The sequence below is a fragment of the Corallococcus sp. Z5C101001 genome (genome assembly GCF_007352635.1).
Lineage (GTDB): Bacteria > Myxococcota > Myxococcia > Myxococcales > Myxococcaceae > Corallococcus > Corallococcus silvisoli.
In genome coordinates this window covers 49,974-66,346 of the sequence record NZ_VKLU01000015.1, presented here as the reverse complement: position 1 = coordinate 66,346, position 16,373 = coordinate 49,974, and the positions used below count along the sequence as shown (strand labels likewise).

Here is a 16,373-nt window from a genome sequence, read left to right as displayed (position 1 = left end):
CCGTCCTCAGACGTACCAGAGCGCCCACAGGATGAGCACCCCCTGCAGCGGCAGCCGCAGCCAGAGCAGGGCCGGGGGAAGCTTCCGGAACCGCTCCGGGTGCAGGGCCATGTGGAGGTTCGCGGGGAACACCGCCACGAAGAGCGCCACCAGCCCCCAGGCCGCCAGCCGCGTCGTGGCGGGCACCACCAGGAACACGCCCAGCAGCACCTCCGCCACGCCGCTGAGCAGCACCAGCTCCTTCGGGCGGGGCAGGTACGCCGGCATCATGCGCATGTACACGCGGGGGTTGAGGAAGTGGTTCACCCCCGCGCCGACCATGGACACCGCGAGCAGGTACTGCAGGACTGTCTTCACATCCATGGGGGTGGGGCTCCTCGCGGCGGCATCGAAGCCTGGGCGGGGCGCCCCGTCCACGCCTACTTTCCGGCGAACGCCTCTCCGACGATGGCGCGCGCCTCCTGGACGATGGTGTCCAGGTGCGCCTGGTCGCGGAAGCTCTCCGCGTAGATCTTGTAGACGTCCTCCGTGCCGGACGGGCGCGCGGCGAACCAGCCGTTCTCCGTCGTCACCTTGAGCCCGCCCAGCTCCGCGTTGTTTCCCGGCGCGCGGGTGAGGCGCTGGAGGATGGGCTCCCCCGCGAGCGACGTGGCCTTCACGGCCTCCGGCGTCAGCTTCTTCAGCGCGGCCTTCTGCGCGGACGTGGCCGGCTGATCGATGCGCGTGTACAGCGGCGCGCCGAACTTCTTCGCCAGGTCCTGGTAGTGCTGGCCGGGGTCCTTGCCGGTGCGCGCGAGGATCTCCGCCGCGAGCAGGTCCAGGATGATGCCGTCCTTGTCGGTGGTCCACACGGTGCCGTCGCGGCGCAGGAAGGACGCGCCGGCGCTCTCCTCGCCGCCGAAGCCCAGCGACCCGTCCAGCAGCCCGTCCACGAACCACTTGAAGCCCACCGGCACCTCCACCACGCGGCGGCCCAGGTCCTTCGCCACGCGGTCGATGAGGCTGCTGCTCACCAGCGTCTTGCCCACCGCCGCGTCCGCCTTCCAGCCCGGTCGGTTGCGGAACAGGTAGCTGATGGCGACGGCGAGGTAGTGGTTGGGGTTCATCAGCCCCTGGCTGCGGGTGACGATGCCGTGGCGGTCGGAGTCCGTGTCATTGCCGAAGGCGAGCGCGTACTGGTCCTTGAGCTTCACCAGGTTCGCCATCGCGTACGGCGACGAGCAGTCCATGCGGATCTTCCCGTCGTGGTCCGCGGGCATGAAGCCGAAGGTGGGGTCCACCGTGGGGTTCACCACCGTCAGGTCCAGGCCGTACTTCCGCGCGAGCGGCGCCCAGTAGTCCAGGTTGGAGCCCCCCAGCGGATCCGCGCCCAGGTGGAGCTTCGCGCCCCGGATGGCCTCCAGGTCCACCACGTTCGCCAGGTCCGCCACGTACGGGGTGATGAAGTCGTAGGCCTTCACCGTGGCGCTGGCGCGCGCCCGCTCGTAGGGGACGCGCTGGACGCCCTGGTTGCCCGCGGCCATCAGCTCGTTGGCGCGCTTCTCCACCCGCGAGGTGACCTGGGTGTCCGCGGGGCCGCCGTTGGGCGGGTTGTACTTGATGCCGCCGTCCTCCGGCGGGTTGTGGGACGGGGTGATGACGATGCCGTCCGCGAGCCCGCTCGTTCGACCCCGGTTGTACGTGAGGATGGCGTGGGAGACGACCGGCGTGGGCGTGGCGCCGTCCGTGTAGCGGACCTCGACGCCGTGGGCGGCCAGCACCTCCAGCGTGGTGCGCTGGGCGGGCTCCGACAATGCGTGGGTGTCCATGCCCAGGAACAGCGGACCGTCATAGCCCTGCTGCTTGCGGTACTCGCACAGGGCCTGCACCACCGCGAGGATGTGCGGCTCGTTGAAGCTGCGGCGCGCGGCGCTCCCGCGGTGCCCGGAGGTGCCGAAGGCGACGCGGTGCTCGGCCACGGACGCGTCGGGCGTGTCGTCGTAGTACTGCGCGCGCAGCTTCTCGGGGTCGATGAGCAGGTCGCGCGAAAGGGGCTTGCCAGCGGAGGGGTGGGCCATGACGGAGCCACCCTAGTCGCGCGCGCTGACGGAGGGGAGCCGAAGTCGCGGTCCCTGTCGGGCGCCGCACCGGTCATGACGCGCTCCGTCCAGTAGCGGGCGGGAGCGCGGACCGGGCGGGTAGGGGCGCGTGTCCGGAAGCCGTCAGCGCGCGGCGGCGACGGAGGGCGCCGTGGGCGGCATGGCCTCTGGCGCGGAGGGGGGCTCCTCCTCCACGGGTTGGGCCGCGTTCTCGGGCAGGAACATCAGCAGCACCAGCGCGGGGATGGCCGCCACGGCGGTGAAGCCGAAGAAGGTGGGCCAGCCCATCCACGTCGCCAGGTAGCCGGACACGGAGCCGATGAGCCGGTTGGCGATGGTGCCCAGCGCGGACAGCAGCGCGTACTGCGTGGCGCTGAAGCTCTTGTGGCACAGCGACATCAAGAACGCCGCGAACGCGGTCACGCCCAGGCCCGTGCACACGTTGTCCACGGCGATGGTGCTCGCGAGCATCACGTCGTTCTTGCCCACCAGCGCCAGCGCCATGAAGGCCAGGTTGGTGATGCCCTGCGCGGCGCCGAAGATGAAGAGCGCGCGGCGCATGCTGAGCTTCACCATCAGCAGTCCGCCTATCAGGCCGCCTCCGATGGTGGCCAACATCCCCAGCGTCTTGCTGAGCGCGCCAATCTCCGTGTTGGAGAAGCCCAGCTCGATGTAGAACGGCGTCACCATGCTGGCGGCGATGGCGTCTCCCAGCTTGTAGAGCACCAGGAACGCCAGCACCCCCAGCGCGTACTTGCGGCGGAAGTAGTCCACGAAGGGTCGCACCACCGCGTCCGCCAGGTTGCGCGGGGGCCGGACGCTCTGCGGCTCCGGGGCCATCAGCGTGGCCAACACGCCCACGCCCATGAGCACGCCCATCACGTAGTACGTCCGGGACCAGCCCAGGTGGTCCGACAGGATGAACGCGAGCCCGCCCGCGACGAGCATGCCCAGCCGGTAGCCGGTGACGTAGATCGAGTTGCCGAGCCCGCGCTCCTCCATCGTGAGGCTGTCCGTGCGCCACGCGTCCGCGACGATGTCCTGGCTGGCGGACAGGAACGTCACCACCACGGCCATGCACGCCATGGCCACCGGCGCGTCCTTCGGGTTGACGAGCCCCATGGCCGCGATGGCGCCCATGAGCAGCACCTGCGTGAGCAGCATCCAGCCGCGGCGGCGGCCCAGGAAGGGCAGGGTGTAGCGGTCCATCAGCGGCGCCCACAGCACCTTGAAGGTGTAGGGCAGCGCCACCAGGCTGAAGATGCCGATGGTCTTGAGGTTCACCCCCTCGTTCTTCATCCACGCGGACAGCGTGACGCCGGTCAACCACAGGGGGAGGCCGGACGCGAAGCCGACGGCCATCAGGAGCCAGATGCGCCGGCTCTTCAAGACGGTGAGAAGCGAGGAATTGGGCATGGAGGGCGCGGGAGAACAGCCGCCAGCATAGAGAATCCACCCGGCGCGTCACCTTCCATGGGGCAGGGACTGTCCGCCCGGCTGCCCACCGGGCCGAAACCCGGGCCGCTTCCGGGGCTCAGAGGTCCAGCGCGGACACATCCGGGCAGGTGCTTCGGTTGCCTTCGGTGGGATTGAGGAAGTCCCAGTTGCGCTGCATGAAGGTGATTCGCGTCCGGGCGTCCCAGCACTCGGTGTACTTCGCGCCCTTCGCGTCCCCCTCCAGGATGGTGAGCACCAGCACGCCCCGGCCGTCCGGCGTCCAGCGCGCCACGATGTCCAGCGTCTCCAGGAGCCCGCCGGGCACCAGGTCCTCCCCTGGCAGCCGGAAGGCCATCTCCCCCAGCCCCTCCGGCGTCTGACGCGACGCATAGCGCGTGTCGGGGAGCGCGGCGCCCTTGGCGGTGAACAGCAGCAGCACGCTCGTGGGCGGCGTCTTCGTCTGGTAGGCGATGTCCAGCCGGTCCACCCCCTCCGCGCCCTTCGTGTCGAAGCCCTTCGCGCGGGCCGCCTTGAAGTCCAGCGCGAGCGTCCCCTCGCCCTTGCGGATGCCACCGTCCGCCTTGAAGCTGCCAGGCAGGTACGTCCACCAATCGCCTTCGCCCGCGCCCCGGGGACGGAACTGGAGGAGGTAGTTGAACTCCGCGCCGGTGCGCTCCATCACGAAGCGCAGCTCGTGGCCCGGGTGGTCGTCCGCGGGGAAGGGACCCCAGATGCGCCGGTCCGTCTCTCGCGTGGTGGGCGGGGCGTTGCGGAACAGCTCCAGCAGCGCGAGCAGGCCGTCCACGCTCGCGTTGAACTGCGAGCCCGCCGTGTACGCCTGGAGCGCCAGGCCCGACGTGCCCCCCAGCACCTGGAGGCCCAGCCGCTGGGTGCGCGTGCCCAGGCCCTGGCTGGCGCGGGCGGAGGCCGGCAGCTTCGCGGCCAGGTCCTCGCGCTGGGGAAGGGCGTTCCGGAACTCCAGGTCGTCGTTGGAGAAGTCGCCGCCGCACGCGACCGCGAGGAGGCTGGTCAGGGCCAGGGCCAGGTTTCGCATCACGTGCTCCCTCATGGCTCGTACGTGAGGAGCGCCGCCAGCTCCCAGTACCCCAGGGAGCGCTGCGCATCGACCGTGTATTGGAGGTACTGCAGGCGGCTTCGCGCGGTGAGCTGCACGCGGGGCGTGAGCCGGAAGCGCGCTCCGGTCACCAGTCCCGGCGACACCATGGCGAAGTGCTGATCCGGGAACGCCGCGTCGTCGAACCGGCGGTTCATGACCAGGTACGCGACCCGCGCGCCCACGAAGGGCGCGACGCGGCCCAGGGGCCACTCGGCGGTGAGGCTGGTGCCCACGTTCACCACGGAGTACCGGTAGGCCGGCCCCGCGAGCGTGGGCAGCGCCAGCACGCTCTTCGTGCCGCCCACCACCGCGTCGAAGCCCCAGATCCAGTCGCGTCTGAAGTAGTCGTGCAGCTCGGCCTCCGCGCCGAAGAGGGGCACGGAGAGGAAGAGCGACTGGCGCACTTCCGGGTCGAAGAAGGACTGGAGGCCTCCGGTGAGCCCGAAGGCCCACCAGGAGCCCCGGTCCCGCGCCGCGCCCTTCACGGGATCGTCGGAGAAGGGGGCGTCCTTCAGCCGCGGCTCCTGCAACACGGTGGTCCGGCCGCGAGTGACCTCCACCTCGCCAATGCGCAGCCGGTCACTGAGCCGGCGCTTCACGCGGTACGTGCCGGGAGCCAGGGCCACGCGGCGCTCCGCGTCCTCGGCCTTGTCCAGCTCCGCGACGACGAGGCCGCCTGGATCCACGAAGTAGTACGAGCCCGCCGGGGCGCTGCCGGGCACGACCAGCCCCTCGGCGCTCGCGCGCAGGTCGGTGAGGACGAGGTCGCCGTTGCCCGCGAGGTCGTAGCTGAAGGTGGGGTGCTGGGGGCCCGCGCTGCTGTCGGCGGTGTCCGCGACGGTGCGCGCGTAGGCGTGCGAATAGGCCTCGAAGAGCGTCACGCGCCCATCGCCGCTGCGGTCCGCGTCGCCCAGCAGCCCGCTCGCCAGGTGGTGGGAGAAGTAGCTGCCACCCAGCGCGTCCGACTCCTGGGAGTCCTCGTCCGCGGCGCTGGAGGTGAGGATGACGACGCCGCGGGCATCGCGCGCCGCGCCGGACTCCACGTCGAAGGCGGGGGCCTTGCGCGCGCCCTTGGTGCGCGTGAGCGCGCCGGAGCGGCACGAGTCCAGGATGGCGATGCGGATGTCCACGGGGGCGTCGGCCAACCGGCGCTTGAGCGCGTCGAAGGCCAGCCGGGAGTCACCCAGGCGCAGCGCGCCGTCCTTCGCATGTCCGGAGTAGTAGACGAACAGCGCGGTGCGCTCGCCTCGCGCCTGCGCCGCGCGCGCCCGTTGCTCCAGCTCCGACAGCGCGAGGAGGAAGTCCTTCGCGTCGTTGTTCAGCAGGAGCTTCGCGTCGGACGGCGCGACACCGCCCAGCCGCGTGAGCAGGTCGTGCATCTTGCGCGCATCGCCGCGCGCGTAGCTCAAGGGCCGCGTGTCCGCTCCGCCTGCGTCGTTGCCCGCGATGAGCGCGAAGCGGTGCAGCGTGTCCGCGTGGGCGGTGGACACCCAGGCGACCACGAGCAGGGGAAGCCATGCGCGCGCGCTCGCGATAAAGGGGGCCGCTCTTTGTCCTGGCGCGCGAAGGCCCCGCACGACGGCCGACACCCACGCGGGGATGGAGACCACCACGGCTCGCGTCCGGCGGAGCTGGACAGGCGGTGTCCGTCCCGGCGCGCGGTGTCTGACGGGGCCGTTGCTCATGGCTTCAGCAGGACCCACTGCGTCTGCGCTCCCGCCACATCCAGCGGGGCCATGCGCGTGACGTCCCGCCCCGCCGCCGCGAAGGCCTTCCGGGCCGCGTCGCTCAACGTGTCCATCGACACGGGCGTGTCCGTCAGGACCAGCACCACGCGCTCCGCGCCCGCGCCGGTGAACTCCACGCTCTCTGGCAGCCAGTGCTGTCCGGCGCCCGGCTCGACCGACAGGCTGTCGCCGGACTCGGGATACAGCGGCGTCACCTCACCCTGCGCATCCACCGACAGCGCCGCCACGTAGCGGAACGCCTCCGCTGAATAGCCCAGCCGCACCCGCTCCCCGGGCCGCAGCCCCTCCGGCGCGTCCACGCTCGCCACGCGCTGTGGTTCCCCGCCGCCACCGATGCGCAGCTCCGCGCTCGCGCCGCCCTTGAGCCGGTTGCCCGCCACCGGATCCGAAACCCCGCCGCGCTCCAGCATCGGCCGCGCCAACACCAGCACCCCCACCGACGCCGCCACCGCCATCAGCGGCCGGACCCAGCGCGTGCTGGGCGCCGGCTCACTCCGTGCCTGGGGCTGCTTCTCGCGGGCCTGCTCCACGCCCGCCTCGAAGCGTTCGAAGGGCACCTCCGCCTCGAAGGCGGCCTGCGCCTCCGCGAACGAGCGGAGCGTCGCGCCACACCTCTCGCACGCGTCGGCGTGCTCCCGGGCGCGGGTGGCTTCCAGGGCGGGCAGCTCGCCGGCGTGCAGGCGACGCAATGTCCAGGTCGACTCGTGCGCGCTCATCGGACGCTCAGCTCCTCTCCACCCAGCTCCGCGAAATGCTCCAACCGCTTCCTCACCGTGGGCACCGACCGCCCCAGCACCCCGGCCACCTCTTCCAGGGTCATTCCATCCACGTGGTAGTGGATCGCCGCGGCCTGCGTCTCTGGGTCCACCCGGGCCAGCAGCTTGCGCACCAGGTCCCGCGTCTCCATCTCCTCCGCTCCGCCGTGGCCCTCCGAGCGGGCCGCCGCGTCCCTCGCGAACCACCGGCGCCACGCCGCCCCTTCCGAGCGCAGCTGGTTGAGGCAGTGGTGCGTGGCGATCTTCATCAGCCACGTGAGCGGAGAGGCCTCCGCCCGGAACGAATCCCCGTGCACCAGCGCGCGGGCGAAGACGTCGTGCATCGCGTCCTCCGCCCGGCTCGCGTCCTTCAGCAGATAACGGCAGCGCTCACGCACGCTGCCGCCGTACTTCACATACAGCTCGCGCAGGACGGCCCGCCGGTCCTCGGTGGGACGGGGAGGCACCACCTTCAGGGCCAGCGGGGTCGGTCCGGTCACGCGCGGCTCAGCCTACCGCGAGGAACCTCACAGCGACGAGTACACCGCCGCGTTGAAGCCACCGCAGGCGGCCTCCACTTCGCCGTAGCCCAGGCGGGGGTCCAGGCTGACGCGGAAGTAGGTGCTGAGGAAGTTGGCATCCCAGCACTCGTTCAGCGTGGCCTCGCCCACCAGGTCGCCCCCCGTCACCTTCACGTCCGAGCGGCCCACGCCCGTCGCCGCCCAACGGCTCTTGATGGACAGCTTCTCCAGCTTCGCGCGCAGCGGGTTGCCGTTGTCGATGTCCTTGTACGTCGCGAACTCGAACTCGCCGCCCGCCGTCGCGGACGCCTTGTAGTGGTAGTTCCCGTCCACGCGCTTGCTGGCGTCGTTCTCGTCACGCACCTGGTGGAAGTCCGCGTCCACCGTGGCCTCCGCCGTGGCGCTCGGGCGCGCGTAGCGGATCTCCACCGTGCCCACGTTGTCGTCGGCGTCCGGCAGGGTGCGCGACGCGTCCCAGTCGATGAGCAGCTCGCCGGAGCCGAAGCCCTTCATGCGCTCGCCGTTCGCGTCCACCGCCACCACCTGCGTGCCGGACAGCACCGCGCGGAACGCGCTGTCGTCCGCCGCCTTCGCCTTGCCCTCCAGCACCCACGAGAACGACGCGTCCCCGGACTTCGTCACCGTCAGCCGCCACGTCGTGGGGCTCAGGGCCTCCGTGCTCGGACCCCACACCGCCTTGTTCTCCTCCAGCGTCGTCGGCGGATACTTGGTGATCTGCTCGATGAGGCCGAGCACCCACAGCGTGCCGCCGTTCACCGCCAGCGTGGCCGCCACCGTGGCCTGGTAGTACTCGGCCTTCTGCCCTTGTCCGTACATCGCGGACGGCCCCTCCGCCGTCAGGCCCTGGCCGTTCTGCTTCGGCGCCTTCACCTGCGTCATCTCCTTGGAGGGCAGGCCATCGCGGAACGTGTCGGCGTCGGTGCTCTGGGCATCGTTGCAGCCGGCGAACAGCAGGGAGGCACACAGCAGGCTCTTGCGCAGCATGGCGTCGTGTCCTTTCGGGGCCCGTCATGCGGGCCGTGCGGCAGGGAATTCGCTCCTATGGACACAGGCCCGCCGAAAAACAGAAAAGGGGCTCGCTTGGCTTGGAAACGCCCAATGAAACCAGGGGCTTGGCGGCTGGCTGGCTGCTCTCCGGCCGCCCTCGGCCGCCTGCCCGACGGTCGAAATGGGCCGTCCCTACCTTTCGCCCATGGAAAAACGACACCCGAACCATCCCGGGGAGATGGGTACGGACGCCACGCTGGCCGAGCGGGAGCGTGCTCCGGACGAGATCAACGCCCGGGCCAGAGCCGTCGGCCTGCTCCATGAGGCCGGGATCCCGTTCGTGGTGGGGGGGGCGTATGCCTACGCCACCTATACCGGCATCTATCGCGACACGAAGGACCTGGACCTGTTCCCCCGCAAGCGGGACGCCATCCGGGCCCTGGCCGTGCTGGAGAAGGATGGGTGGCGCACCGAGCGCCCCGACGAGGTGTGGCTCTACAAGGCCTTCAAGGGCGACTACTTCGTCGACTTCATCTTCTCCTCCGGCAACGGCGTGGCGACGGTGGACGACGAGTGGTTCACCCACGCGAAGAAGGCCACCATCTTCGGCTACGAGTGCCTCATCGCGCCGGCCGAGGAGATGATCTGGTCCAAGGCCTTCGTCACCGAGCGGGAGCGCTACGACGGCGCGGACATCAACCACCTCATCCTCAAGGCGGGGCGGGAGATGGACTGGGAGCGCATCCTCCGGCGGTTCGACCGCTATTGGGAGGTGCTCCTCAGCCACCTGATGATGTTCCGCTTCGCCTATCCCAGCGAGCGCGACATCGTGCCCAACTTCGTGATGACGGAGCTGATGGGGCGCACGCTCCAGACCGTGCGCGACGGCGGTTGGGATGAGCGCCTGTGCCGCGGCAACCTCGTGTCCAAGGTGAACTACCACGTGGACATCCACCACTGGGGATTTGGGGACGGCCGGGCGTGGGACGAGCAGGAAAGACCCGAGGGGGGAACACGTGGCGCGAGATCCGAGCTCGAAGATACGGCTGGCGGCGGTCGGTGACCTGCATTGCCGGGACGACCAGCACGGGCGCTTCCGTCAGCTCATCAAGCAGGTGAACGCCTCGGCGGACCTGCTGTTGCTGTGCGGGGACCTGACGGATCGCGGGATGATTGAAGAAGGGAAGGTGCTGGCCGAGGAGCTGTCGGCCCTGCGAGTCCCGTGCGCGGCGGTGCTGGGCAACCACGACTACGACCACGGGCAGGTGAAGGACATCTGCTCGGAGCTCTCCAAGGTCGGTGTGCACATCCTCGACGGCGACCACTTCATCTTCGAGAAGGTGCTGGGCGTCGCGGGCGTGAAGGGCTTCGGCGGTGGCTTCGGCAACGCGACGTTGCAGGCGTTCGGCGAGGGGCAGACGAAGTCCTTCGTGCAGGAGGCCGTCACGGAGTCGCTCAAGCTGGAGGCGGCGCTCAGCCACCTGGACACGCCCAAGAAGGTCGTGATCATGCACTACGCCCCCATCCCGGAGACGCTGGAGGGGGAGAACATCGAGATCCGCCCCTTCCTGGGGACGAGCCGCCTGTCGATGCCCATCGACCACTATGGCGCGGCCTACGTCTTCCACGGCCACGCGCACCACGGCGCGCGCGAAGGCAAGACGAAGAGCGGCATCCCGGTGCTCAACGTGGCCATGCCGCTGCTCACCAAGTTCACGCCCGAGCAGCGCTTCGCCCTGTTGGAGGTGTAGCGCTCCTTCAGGGCGCGGGGGCTCCGGCGTCGGGGCCCCCGGGCGGCGCCTCCTGAAGATCCGCGGCGTGCGTGGGCAGATCCTCGACCGCGCTCGCGGACAGCTCCACCAGGTCCGGGCCGGAGCCGCGCGCGTAGAGCCGTTCTTCCTCGCCGGGGACCGCGTCGCCCAGCCACAGCCGCGCCAGCTCGCGCCCCTCCGCGTCCCGGAGCACGACGCCCCGGAACGCGTCGCGGATGCCGTAGCGCTCCCAGCGCTTCACATTCGCTTCGCCAAACGCGGCGGCTCTCAAGGTCTCCAGCCGGCCCAGGAGCTTCACCACGCGGAAGTGCAGGGCGCGGCCTCCGTCAGGCCCCTCCACCTTCCACGCATCGCCGCCTTCCGCGCCGCGAGACACCACCACGGGGGCCGCCTTGCCCCCGGGGTGGAACTCCATGCGCCGCACGGCCTCGCGTGGGAACGCGAGCACGCGCCGGTCCTTCAGCTCCTGCACGCCAACATCCAGCGTCGTCAGCGCGCGCGCATCCACCTCCGCCAGCGTGGCCTGCGTGCCCTGCTCGCGCAGGGCATGGACCGTGGGAGTTCCCTCTCGCGTCCCCTGGGCCAGCCGCACGCGGATGGGCTCGCCGGAAGAGGGGACGAAGCGCGCATCCACGACCGGGGTGTCCAGGCCCAGGGCCTTGCGCTGGGCGGCGGTGTCCTCGGGGAACGACAGGGCCTGCTGGCCCGCGAACTCCTTGAGCAGCTCCGCCAGGCGGCCGGCGTTCGCGCGGGTCTTCTCCGGCTTGTCCATCCGCCACGCCTTGCCGTCCACTTCGCGCGTCAGCACGTACGCGTGGCCCTTCGCCGTGACCTCGATGGACTGGAGCGACGCGACGTCCAGCGGCCCCAGGAACTCCTTGGCGCGCAGCTCGAAGGGGCCCTTGTCGAGCGAGTACCGCACGGCGCCGTCCGCCGCGTAGACGGTCGCATCTCCCTCACGGCGCACGTAGACGGAGCCATCGAAGGGGTTCTCATCCCCGCCAGCCAACGTCACCGTGCGCTGCCGGGCTGGGGTGTCCGCGCCTTCGCCGTTCGAGTCCGGAAGGTAGGCCCGCGCGGTCACGGTGAAGGCCGGCGACGCAAGGCCGTACTTCCTCAGGTCCGCGTCCGACGGCGAGGCATTCACCGTGGCCTTGAACTTCGCCGAGGTGAGCTGTTGAACCAGGGCCTCCACCGCGTACGGATCCGCCTTCGCCTCCACGGGGGCCACGAGCCGCCAGCCCTCCGGGGTGTGTTCCAGCTCCGTGGTGGCGCCCCGGGCCTTCACCGTCAGGTGGGTGAAGACGGGCGCCGCCGAAGGCGCCGGGCCGCGCACTGCTTCCACGGGCTCCGTCGCGAAGAGCCTGGGCGGTGGTGGGGGCTTCTCCGCTTCGCGTGAACACGCCAGGGGCCACACGGCCACGAAGCCCAGCAGCACCCCGGCGAAGGGCCTCACCGGTTCCTCCGCGACAGCCAGACGGCCAGCCCCACCCCCAGCAGCGACAGCGGGAGCAGGTCGGTGGAGACGAAGCGCAGCGTCCGCATCTGGTCCTCGCTCAGCTCCAGGGTGGAGGTCTCCCGGTCGGGCGGGCGCAGGGTGATCTTCTCCACCTGATGGGAGGCCCAGCCCAGGGCATTCATCACCAGGTTGCGGTTGGCCTCATGGCCCCAGTTCGGATCCAGCAGCAGCTCCGAATCCCCCACCGCCACCAGCCGTGCCTCGTCGAAGCGTCGGGCTTCCGCGCCGCGCGTGTCCCGGGTCGCGGCGGCCACGAGCGTGAGCTGCCCCATCTTCTCGCCGTCGGACGGCGTGGTGTCCTCCTGGGGCTTCGTCTCCACCCAGGCGTAGGGCGAGCTCAGGAGCACGGGCTCCACCGCCACCCCGGGCAGGAAGCCCTCGCGGAACAGCGTGAAGCTGCGCACGGTGGGCAGCTGCACGTTGAACCCGCGCTCCTGGAGGGGGCGGGTGATGACGTGCTTGCCGTAGAAGTTGGACACGAGGACGAACGGGTTGCCCGAGTTGAACTGCGAGTCCGCCGCCACGCCTTCGTCCACCTGGATGCCGTAGTCCGCGAGGAACAGGCCCAGGCCGTCCGCCGTGTTCACGTCGGTGAAGTACAGCAGCCGGCCGCCCTCTCCCAGGTAGGTGCGGAGGGCCGCCACCTCCGGCGCCGTGTAGTCCTCCTTCGCTCCCGCGATGACCAGCAGCCCCGCGTCGCGAGGCACCTCCTTCAGGCCCAGGAGGTTGAGGGGTTCGGGGCGATAGCCTTCACGCAGCAACTGGCGCCGGAGCTCCGACAGTCCGTCGCCAGGACCCTGGGGGCCCTGCGGTGTCTCCAGGGGCCACTCGCCGTGCCCCTCGACGAAGTACACCTTCTGCGTGCCCGCCGCGCCCAGCTGGATCAGGGCGTTGGTCAGCTCCTGCTCGGAAGGAATCGGCAGCGGGGTGTGCGGCGCGGCGTCACCCTCGCCGCGGGACACGACGACCAGCGTCTGGCCTTCCTTGAGCTGGTACTTCGCGGCCAGGGACGGCTCGCGGCGCGGATCCACGAAGGCGAAGTCGAACGTGTCCGGTGCCGCCTCGTGGTAGCGCCGGAACAGCTCCTCCAACTCGCCATAGGACGGGTGCGTGGGCGGGATGAGCGCCAGCGCGTGCGCCCGCTCCTTCAGGCCCGCGAGCGTCTGGAGCGTCTGGGGCGCGAGCGAGAAGATGCGCTCCCGCGTCAGGTCCCACCGCCGGTTCTTCTGGAAGGCGATGACGTTGAGCGCCACCAGCACGCCCAGCACGCCCAGCGTGGTGAGCACCGTGGACGCGAGGAACCGGCCCGTGCGGCGCGAGCCCGCGCGCCTCAGCTCCTGGCGGTGCGTGACGACGTACGCCGCGAGCATCGCCGCGCCCAGCACGGCCTTGCCACCCGCGAGCGCCACGCTGCCGGAGGTGAGGAACAGCGTGAACGGGCTGGACAGCAGGAGCAGCAGGCCAAAGGCCCCCAGCACCCGGGTGACGTGGGTCGCTCTCATGGTCACGCGTAGCGCTGCGCTTCCACCGCGCGGTGGGTGAGCAGCAGCGAGAACAGGATGACGGACGCGAAGAACACCAGCGCCTGCACTTCCAGGACGCCCTGGATCATGCCCTGCAACTGGGTATCGAAGGACAGGTAGCTCAGGAACGAGCGCAGGGGCTCCGCGGTGGACTGGGCCACGCCCCGCAGGAGCATCCACGGCAGCAGCACGGTGAAGGTGAGGAAGGCCGCCAGCATCTGGCTCTCCGTGAGCGCGGAGATGAACAGCCCCACCGCCATGCAGGTGGCGCCCCAGAGCAACACCGCGCCGTAGCCCAGGAGCACCGTGGGCCACTCGAGCGCGGGCCCGGATACGCCCGAGCCCACCACGGACAGGAGCACCGGGAACACCAGCGTCAGCCCCAGCGTCACGAAGATGAGCCCCAGCCCGCCCAGGTACTTGCCCAGCACGATGTCCACCGGCCGCACCGGCGTCGTCAGGAGCAGCGCGAACGTCTTCTGGCGCTTCTCCTCCGCGAACAGGCGCATGGACAGGAAGGGCGCGACGAAGAGCGTGATGATCAGCACCACGCCCCACAGCTGCACCACCACGCCGTCGGTGAGGTTGCGATAGACGATGGAGTCCGGAGGCAGCCGGCTCCAGCCGTGCTCGCGCGCCAGGGACTGCACCTGCTGGAACTGCTCCAGCAGGCTGACGAAGAAGAACGACGACAGCGCCGCCATGGCCGTGAACACGGCATAGGCCCACGGGGTGGTGAAGGCGACGGCCAGTTCCTTGCGGGCAATGGCCAGGGCGGTGCGCATGCGCGGAGGTTCCTTGGGGAAGGGGAGGGCGCGGCCGTCAGGCGGCGGTCAGCTTGATGAAGACTTCTTCCAGCGACGCGTGCTCCGCCTGGCCATGGGACTTCGCCAGCCGGTCGATGGCGTCATGGGCCACCACGCGGCCCTGGTGGAGGATGAGCACCTTCTCGCACGTCACGGTCACCTCCGGGAGGATGTGCGTGGAGAGCAGCACCGTGTGCTTCCCCGACAGGCCGCGAATCAGTGCCCGCAGGTCCGCGCGCTGCGCGGGATCCAGGCCCTCTGTGGGCTCGTCGAGGATGAGCACCGGCGGTGACCCGATGAGCGCCTGCGCGATGCCCACGCGCTGCTGGAAGCCCTTGGACAGGTTCTGGAGCACGCGGCCCAGCACGTCGCTCACGCCGGTGAGCCCCGCCACCCGCTCCACCTCCGCCTTCACGGCGCGGCCGGGCAGCTGCTTGAGCGCGGCCACGAACGCCAGGTAGCCGTGCACCGTCAGCTCCGGATACAGCGGGGGTGTCTCTGGCAGGTACCCGATGCGCCGTTTGACCTCCATCGGGTGCGTGGACACGTCGAAGCCCGCCACCTTCGCGCTGCCCTCGGAGGGCGGCAGGAAGCCGGTGAGGATCTTCATCGTGGTGGACTTGCCCGCGCCGTTGGGCCCGAGGAAGCCCAGCAGCTCCCCCTCACCCACGGTGAAGGACAGGTCCTCGATGGCCACGCGATCGCGGTAGCGCCGGGTGAGGTTGCGCACCTCGATGATGGGCTTCTCGGTGATTGGCATGCGCGGGGGTGAACTCTACACTGCCCGGGAAGCGAGGCGTGGATGCCAATCGTGGTGCAGAAGTACGGCGGCTCATCGGTCGCTGATGCGGAGAAGCTGGGCAAGGTCGCCCGTCGCGTGAAGCAGAAGCGGGACGCGGGGTACCAGGTCGTGGTCGTGGTCAGCGCCATGGGCGACACCACGGACGACCTGCTGGCGCTGGCCAAGGGCGTGTCCCAGGATCCGCCCCGGCGTGAACTGGACATGCTCCTGACCTGCGGCGAGCGCATCTCCATGGCGCTCCTGTCCATGGCGCTCCAGGAGCAGGGCGTGCCGGCCATCAGCTTCACCGGCAGCCAGAGCGGCATCATCACCAACGACGCGCACGCGCAGGCGCGCATCGTGGAGGTGCGGCCGTACCGCATCCAGGACGAGCTGGCCAACGGCAAGGTCGTCATCGTCGCGGGCTACCAGGGCGTCTCCTACAAGAAGGAGGTGACGACGCTGGGACGCGGCGGCTCGGACACCACCGCGGTCGCGCTGGCGGCGGCGCTGGAGGCGGAGGCCTGTGAAATCTACTCGGACGTGGACGGCGTCTTCAGCGCGGATCCGCGCGTCGTGCCGGACGCGCGCAAGCTGGAGTCGCTGAGCTACGACGAGATGCAGGAGCTGGCGAGCGCCGGAGCCAAGGTGCTCAACGCCCAGGCCGTGGAGTGGGCCAAGTCGCGCGGCATCACCATCCTCGCGCGCACCGCGCACGGCCAGGGCACCGGCACCCGCGTGCAGGAGCTGGCCGTGCCCACCGACAGCCGCGTCAAGGGCGTGACGGCCGACGCGGAGATGGCCGTGCTCGTCGCCCACGCCAGCGTGCCCTTGCAAGAGCTGCTGGAGTTCCTGGACGCGCGCGCGGTGCGCGGCCGCACGCTGGCCCATGACGCCCTGCCGGGTGCGCAGGGGCGCGCGTTCCTCGCGGTGCCGCTCGCGGATGTGCACGGCCCGGAGGCGCTCCAGCGCGAGCTGGCCACGCGGTTCGGCGCGGCGGTGGAGTGGCGGGACACATGGGGCACCGTCACCTGCGTGGGCGTGGGGCTCAACGCGGACTGGGTGCCGCTGCGCAAGGCCCTGTCCGCGGCCGAGGACCTGTCCGCCCAGGTGCACGCCGTGAGCACCTCGCCGCTCCAGGTGACGCTCCTGGTCGACAAGACCCACCTCAAGACGTTGACGGCCCGCCTGCACCGCGAACTGCTGGGCAGCTGACATCCGCGGCGCCGCCGGACCTTCGTTGATCCGGTGACTTGCGCGCCGCACTGGGGGGCAGGCGGCCATCAACTGTCGAACGCCGGTTCCCTA

Annotated in this window: 15 protein-coding genes; 3 read left to right on the top strand and 12 right to left on the bottom strand. The window is 70.5% G+C overall.

Annotation, left to right across the window (positions count from 1 at the left end; translation table 11 throughout):
• Positions 1-6 precede the first annotated feature (6 nt).
• From FOF48_RS29875 to FOF48_RS29840, 8 genes are all read right to left on the bottom strand, one after another.
• Positions 7-363: a DoxX family protein gene (locus FOF48_RS29875; protein ID WP_143907176.1), complete on the bottom strand. Its 357-nt coding sequence runs from the start codon at positions 361-363 to the stop codon at positions 7-9.
• Positions 364-419: 56 nt separating this feature from the next.
• A complete protein-coding gene (gene pgm, locus FOF48_RS29870) occupies positions 420-2,057 on the bottom strand; it encodes a phosphoglucomutase (alpha-D-glucose-1,6-bisphosphate-dependent) (protein ID WP_143907174.1) in 1,638 nt (545 codons plus the stop codon).
• A gap of 144 nt (positions 2,058-2,201) precedes the next feature.
• Entirely contained in the window at positions 2,202-3,494 is a 1,293-nt protein-coding gene (locus FOF48_RS29865) for an MFS transporter (RefSeq protein WP_143907172.1), read from the bottom strand.
• 118 nt (positions 3,495-3,612) lie between these two features.
• The gene (locus tag FOF48_RS29860) at positions 3,613-4,569 is read right to left on the bottom strand and encodes a hypothetical protein (protein WP_186002130.1); all 957 of its coding nucleotides are present in this window, start codon (positions 4,567-4,569) and stop codon (positions 3,613-3,615) included.
• 11 nt (positions 4,570-4,580) lie between these two features.
• The gene (locus tag FOF48_RS29855; RefSeq protein WP_370456613.1) at positions 4,581-6,317 is read right to left on the bottom strand and encodes a caspase family protein; all 1,737 of its coding nucleotides are present in this window, start codon (positions 6,315-6,317) and stop codon (positions 4,581-4,583) included.
• Positions 6,314-7,096 (bottom strand): DUF4384 domain-containing protein, encoded by a 783-nt coding sequence (locus FOF48_RS29850; RefSeq protein ID WP_143907168.1) that lies wholly within the window; start codon positions 7,094-7,096, stop codon positions 6,314-6,316. The genes FOF48_RS29855 and FOF48_RS29850 overlap by 4 nt, the downstream gene beginning before the upstream one ends.
• Positions 7,093-7,635: an RNA polymerase sigma factor gene (locus FOF48_RS29845; protein ID WP_255442839.1), complete on the bottom strand. Its 543-nt coding sequence runs from the start codon at positions 7,633-7,635 to the stop codon at positions 7,093-7,095. Before FOF48_RS29845 ends, FOF48_RS29850 begins: the two co-directional genes overlap by 4 nt.
• A gap of 27 nt (positions 7,636-7,662) precedes the next feature.
• Positions 7,663-8,661 carry a hypothetical protein gene (locus FOF48_RS29840; RefSeq protein ID WP_143907166.1) on the bottom strand — a complete coding sequence of 333 codons (999 nt, stop codon included), beginning with the start codon at positions 8,659-8,661 and terminating at the stop codon, positions 7,663-7,665.
• Between the two features lie 241 nt (positions 8,662-8,902).
• On the opposite strand from FOF48_RS29840, the gene FOF48_RS29835 reads away from it, so the two are divergent.
• Positions 8,903-9,727, top strand: coding sequence for a nucleotidyltransferase (locus FOF48_RS29835; protein ID WP_143907164.1), 825 nt, complete (start codon positions 8,903-8,905; stop codon positions 9,725-9,727).
• Positions 9,711-10,415, top strand: a complete 705-nt coding sequence (locus FOF48_RS29830; RefSeq protein WP_143907447.1) for a metallophosphoesterase — start codon at positions 9,711-9,713, stop codon at positions 10,413-10,415. The genes FOF48_RS29835 and FOF48_RS29830 overlap by 17 nt, the downstream gene beginning before the upstream one ends.
• 7 nt (positions 10,416-10,422) lie before the next feature.
• Here the strand turns inward: FOF48_RS29830 and FOF48_RS29825 are convergent, their stop codons facing one another.
• From FOF48_RS29825 to FOF48_RS29810, 4 genes are read right to left on the bottom strand one after another with little or no spacing between them, the layout of a single operon-like run.
• The gene (locus FOF48_RS29825; protein WP_143907162.1) at positions 10,423-11,892 is read right to left on the bottom strand and encodes a DUF4340 domain-containing protein; all 1,470 of its coding nucleotides are present in this window, start codon (positions 11,890-11,892) and stop codon (positions 10,423-10,425) included.
• Positions 11,889-13,457 (bottom strand): GldG family protein, encoded by a 1,569-nt coding sequence (locus FOF48_RS29820; RefSeq protein ID WP_143907160.1) that lies wholly within the window; start codon positions 13,455-13,457, stop codon positions 11,889-11,891. The genes FOF48_RS29825 and FOF48_RS29820 overlap by 4 nt, the downstream gene beginning before the upstream one ends.
• A gap of 2 nt (positions 13,458-13,459) precedes the next feature.
• On the bottom strand, positions 13,460-14,263 hold the full coding sequence (locus tag FOF48_RS29815; protein ID WP_143907158.1) for an ABC transporter permease: 804 nt from the start codon (positions 14,261-14,263) through the stop codon (positions 13,460-13,462).
• Positions 14,264-14,300: 37 nt separating this feature from the next.
• Positions 14,301-15,044, bottom strand: a complete 744-nt coding sequence (locus tag FOF48_RS29810) for an ABC transporter ATP-binding protein (protein WP_186002129.1) — start codon at positions 15,042-15,044, stop codon at positions 14,301-14,303.
• Between the two features lie 42 nt (positions 15,045-15,086).
• Between FOF48_RS29810 and FOF48_RS29805 the strand changes: the two genes are divergently transcribed.
• Positions 15,087-16,280: an aspartate kinase gene (locus FOF48_RS29805; protein ID WP_143907156.1), complete on the top strand. Its 1,194-nt coding sequence runs from the start codon at positions 15,087-15,089 to the stop codon at positions 16,278-16,280.
• The last annotated feature ends 93 nt before the right edge of the window (positions 16,281-16,373 follow it).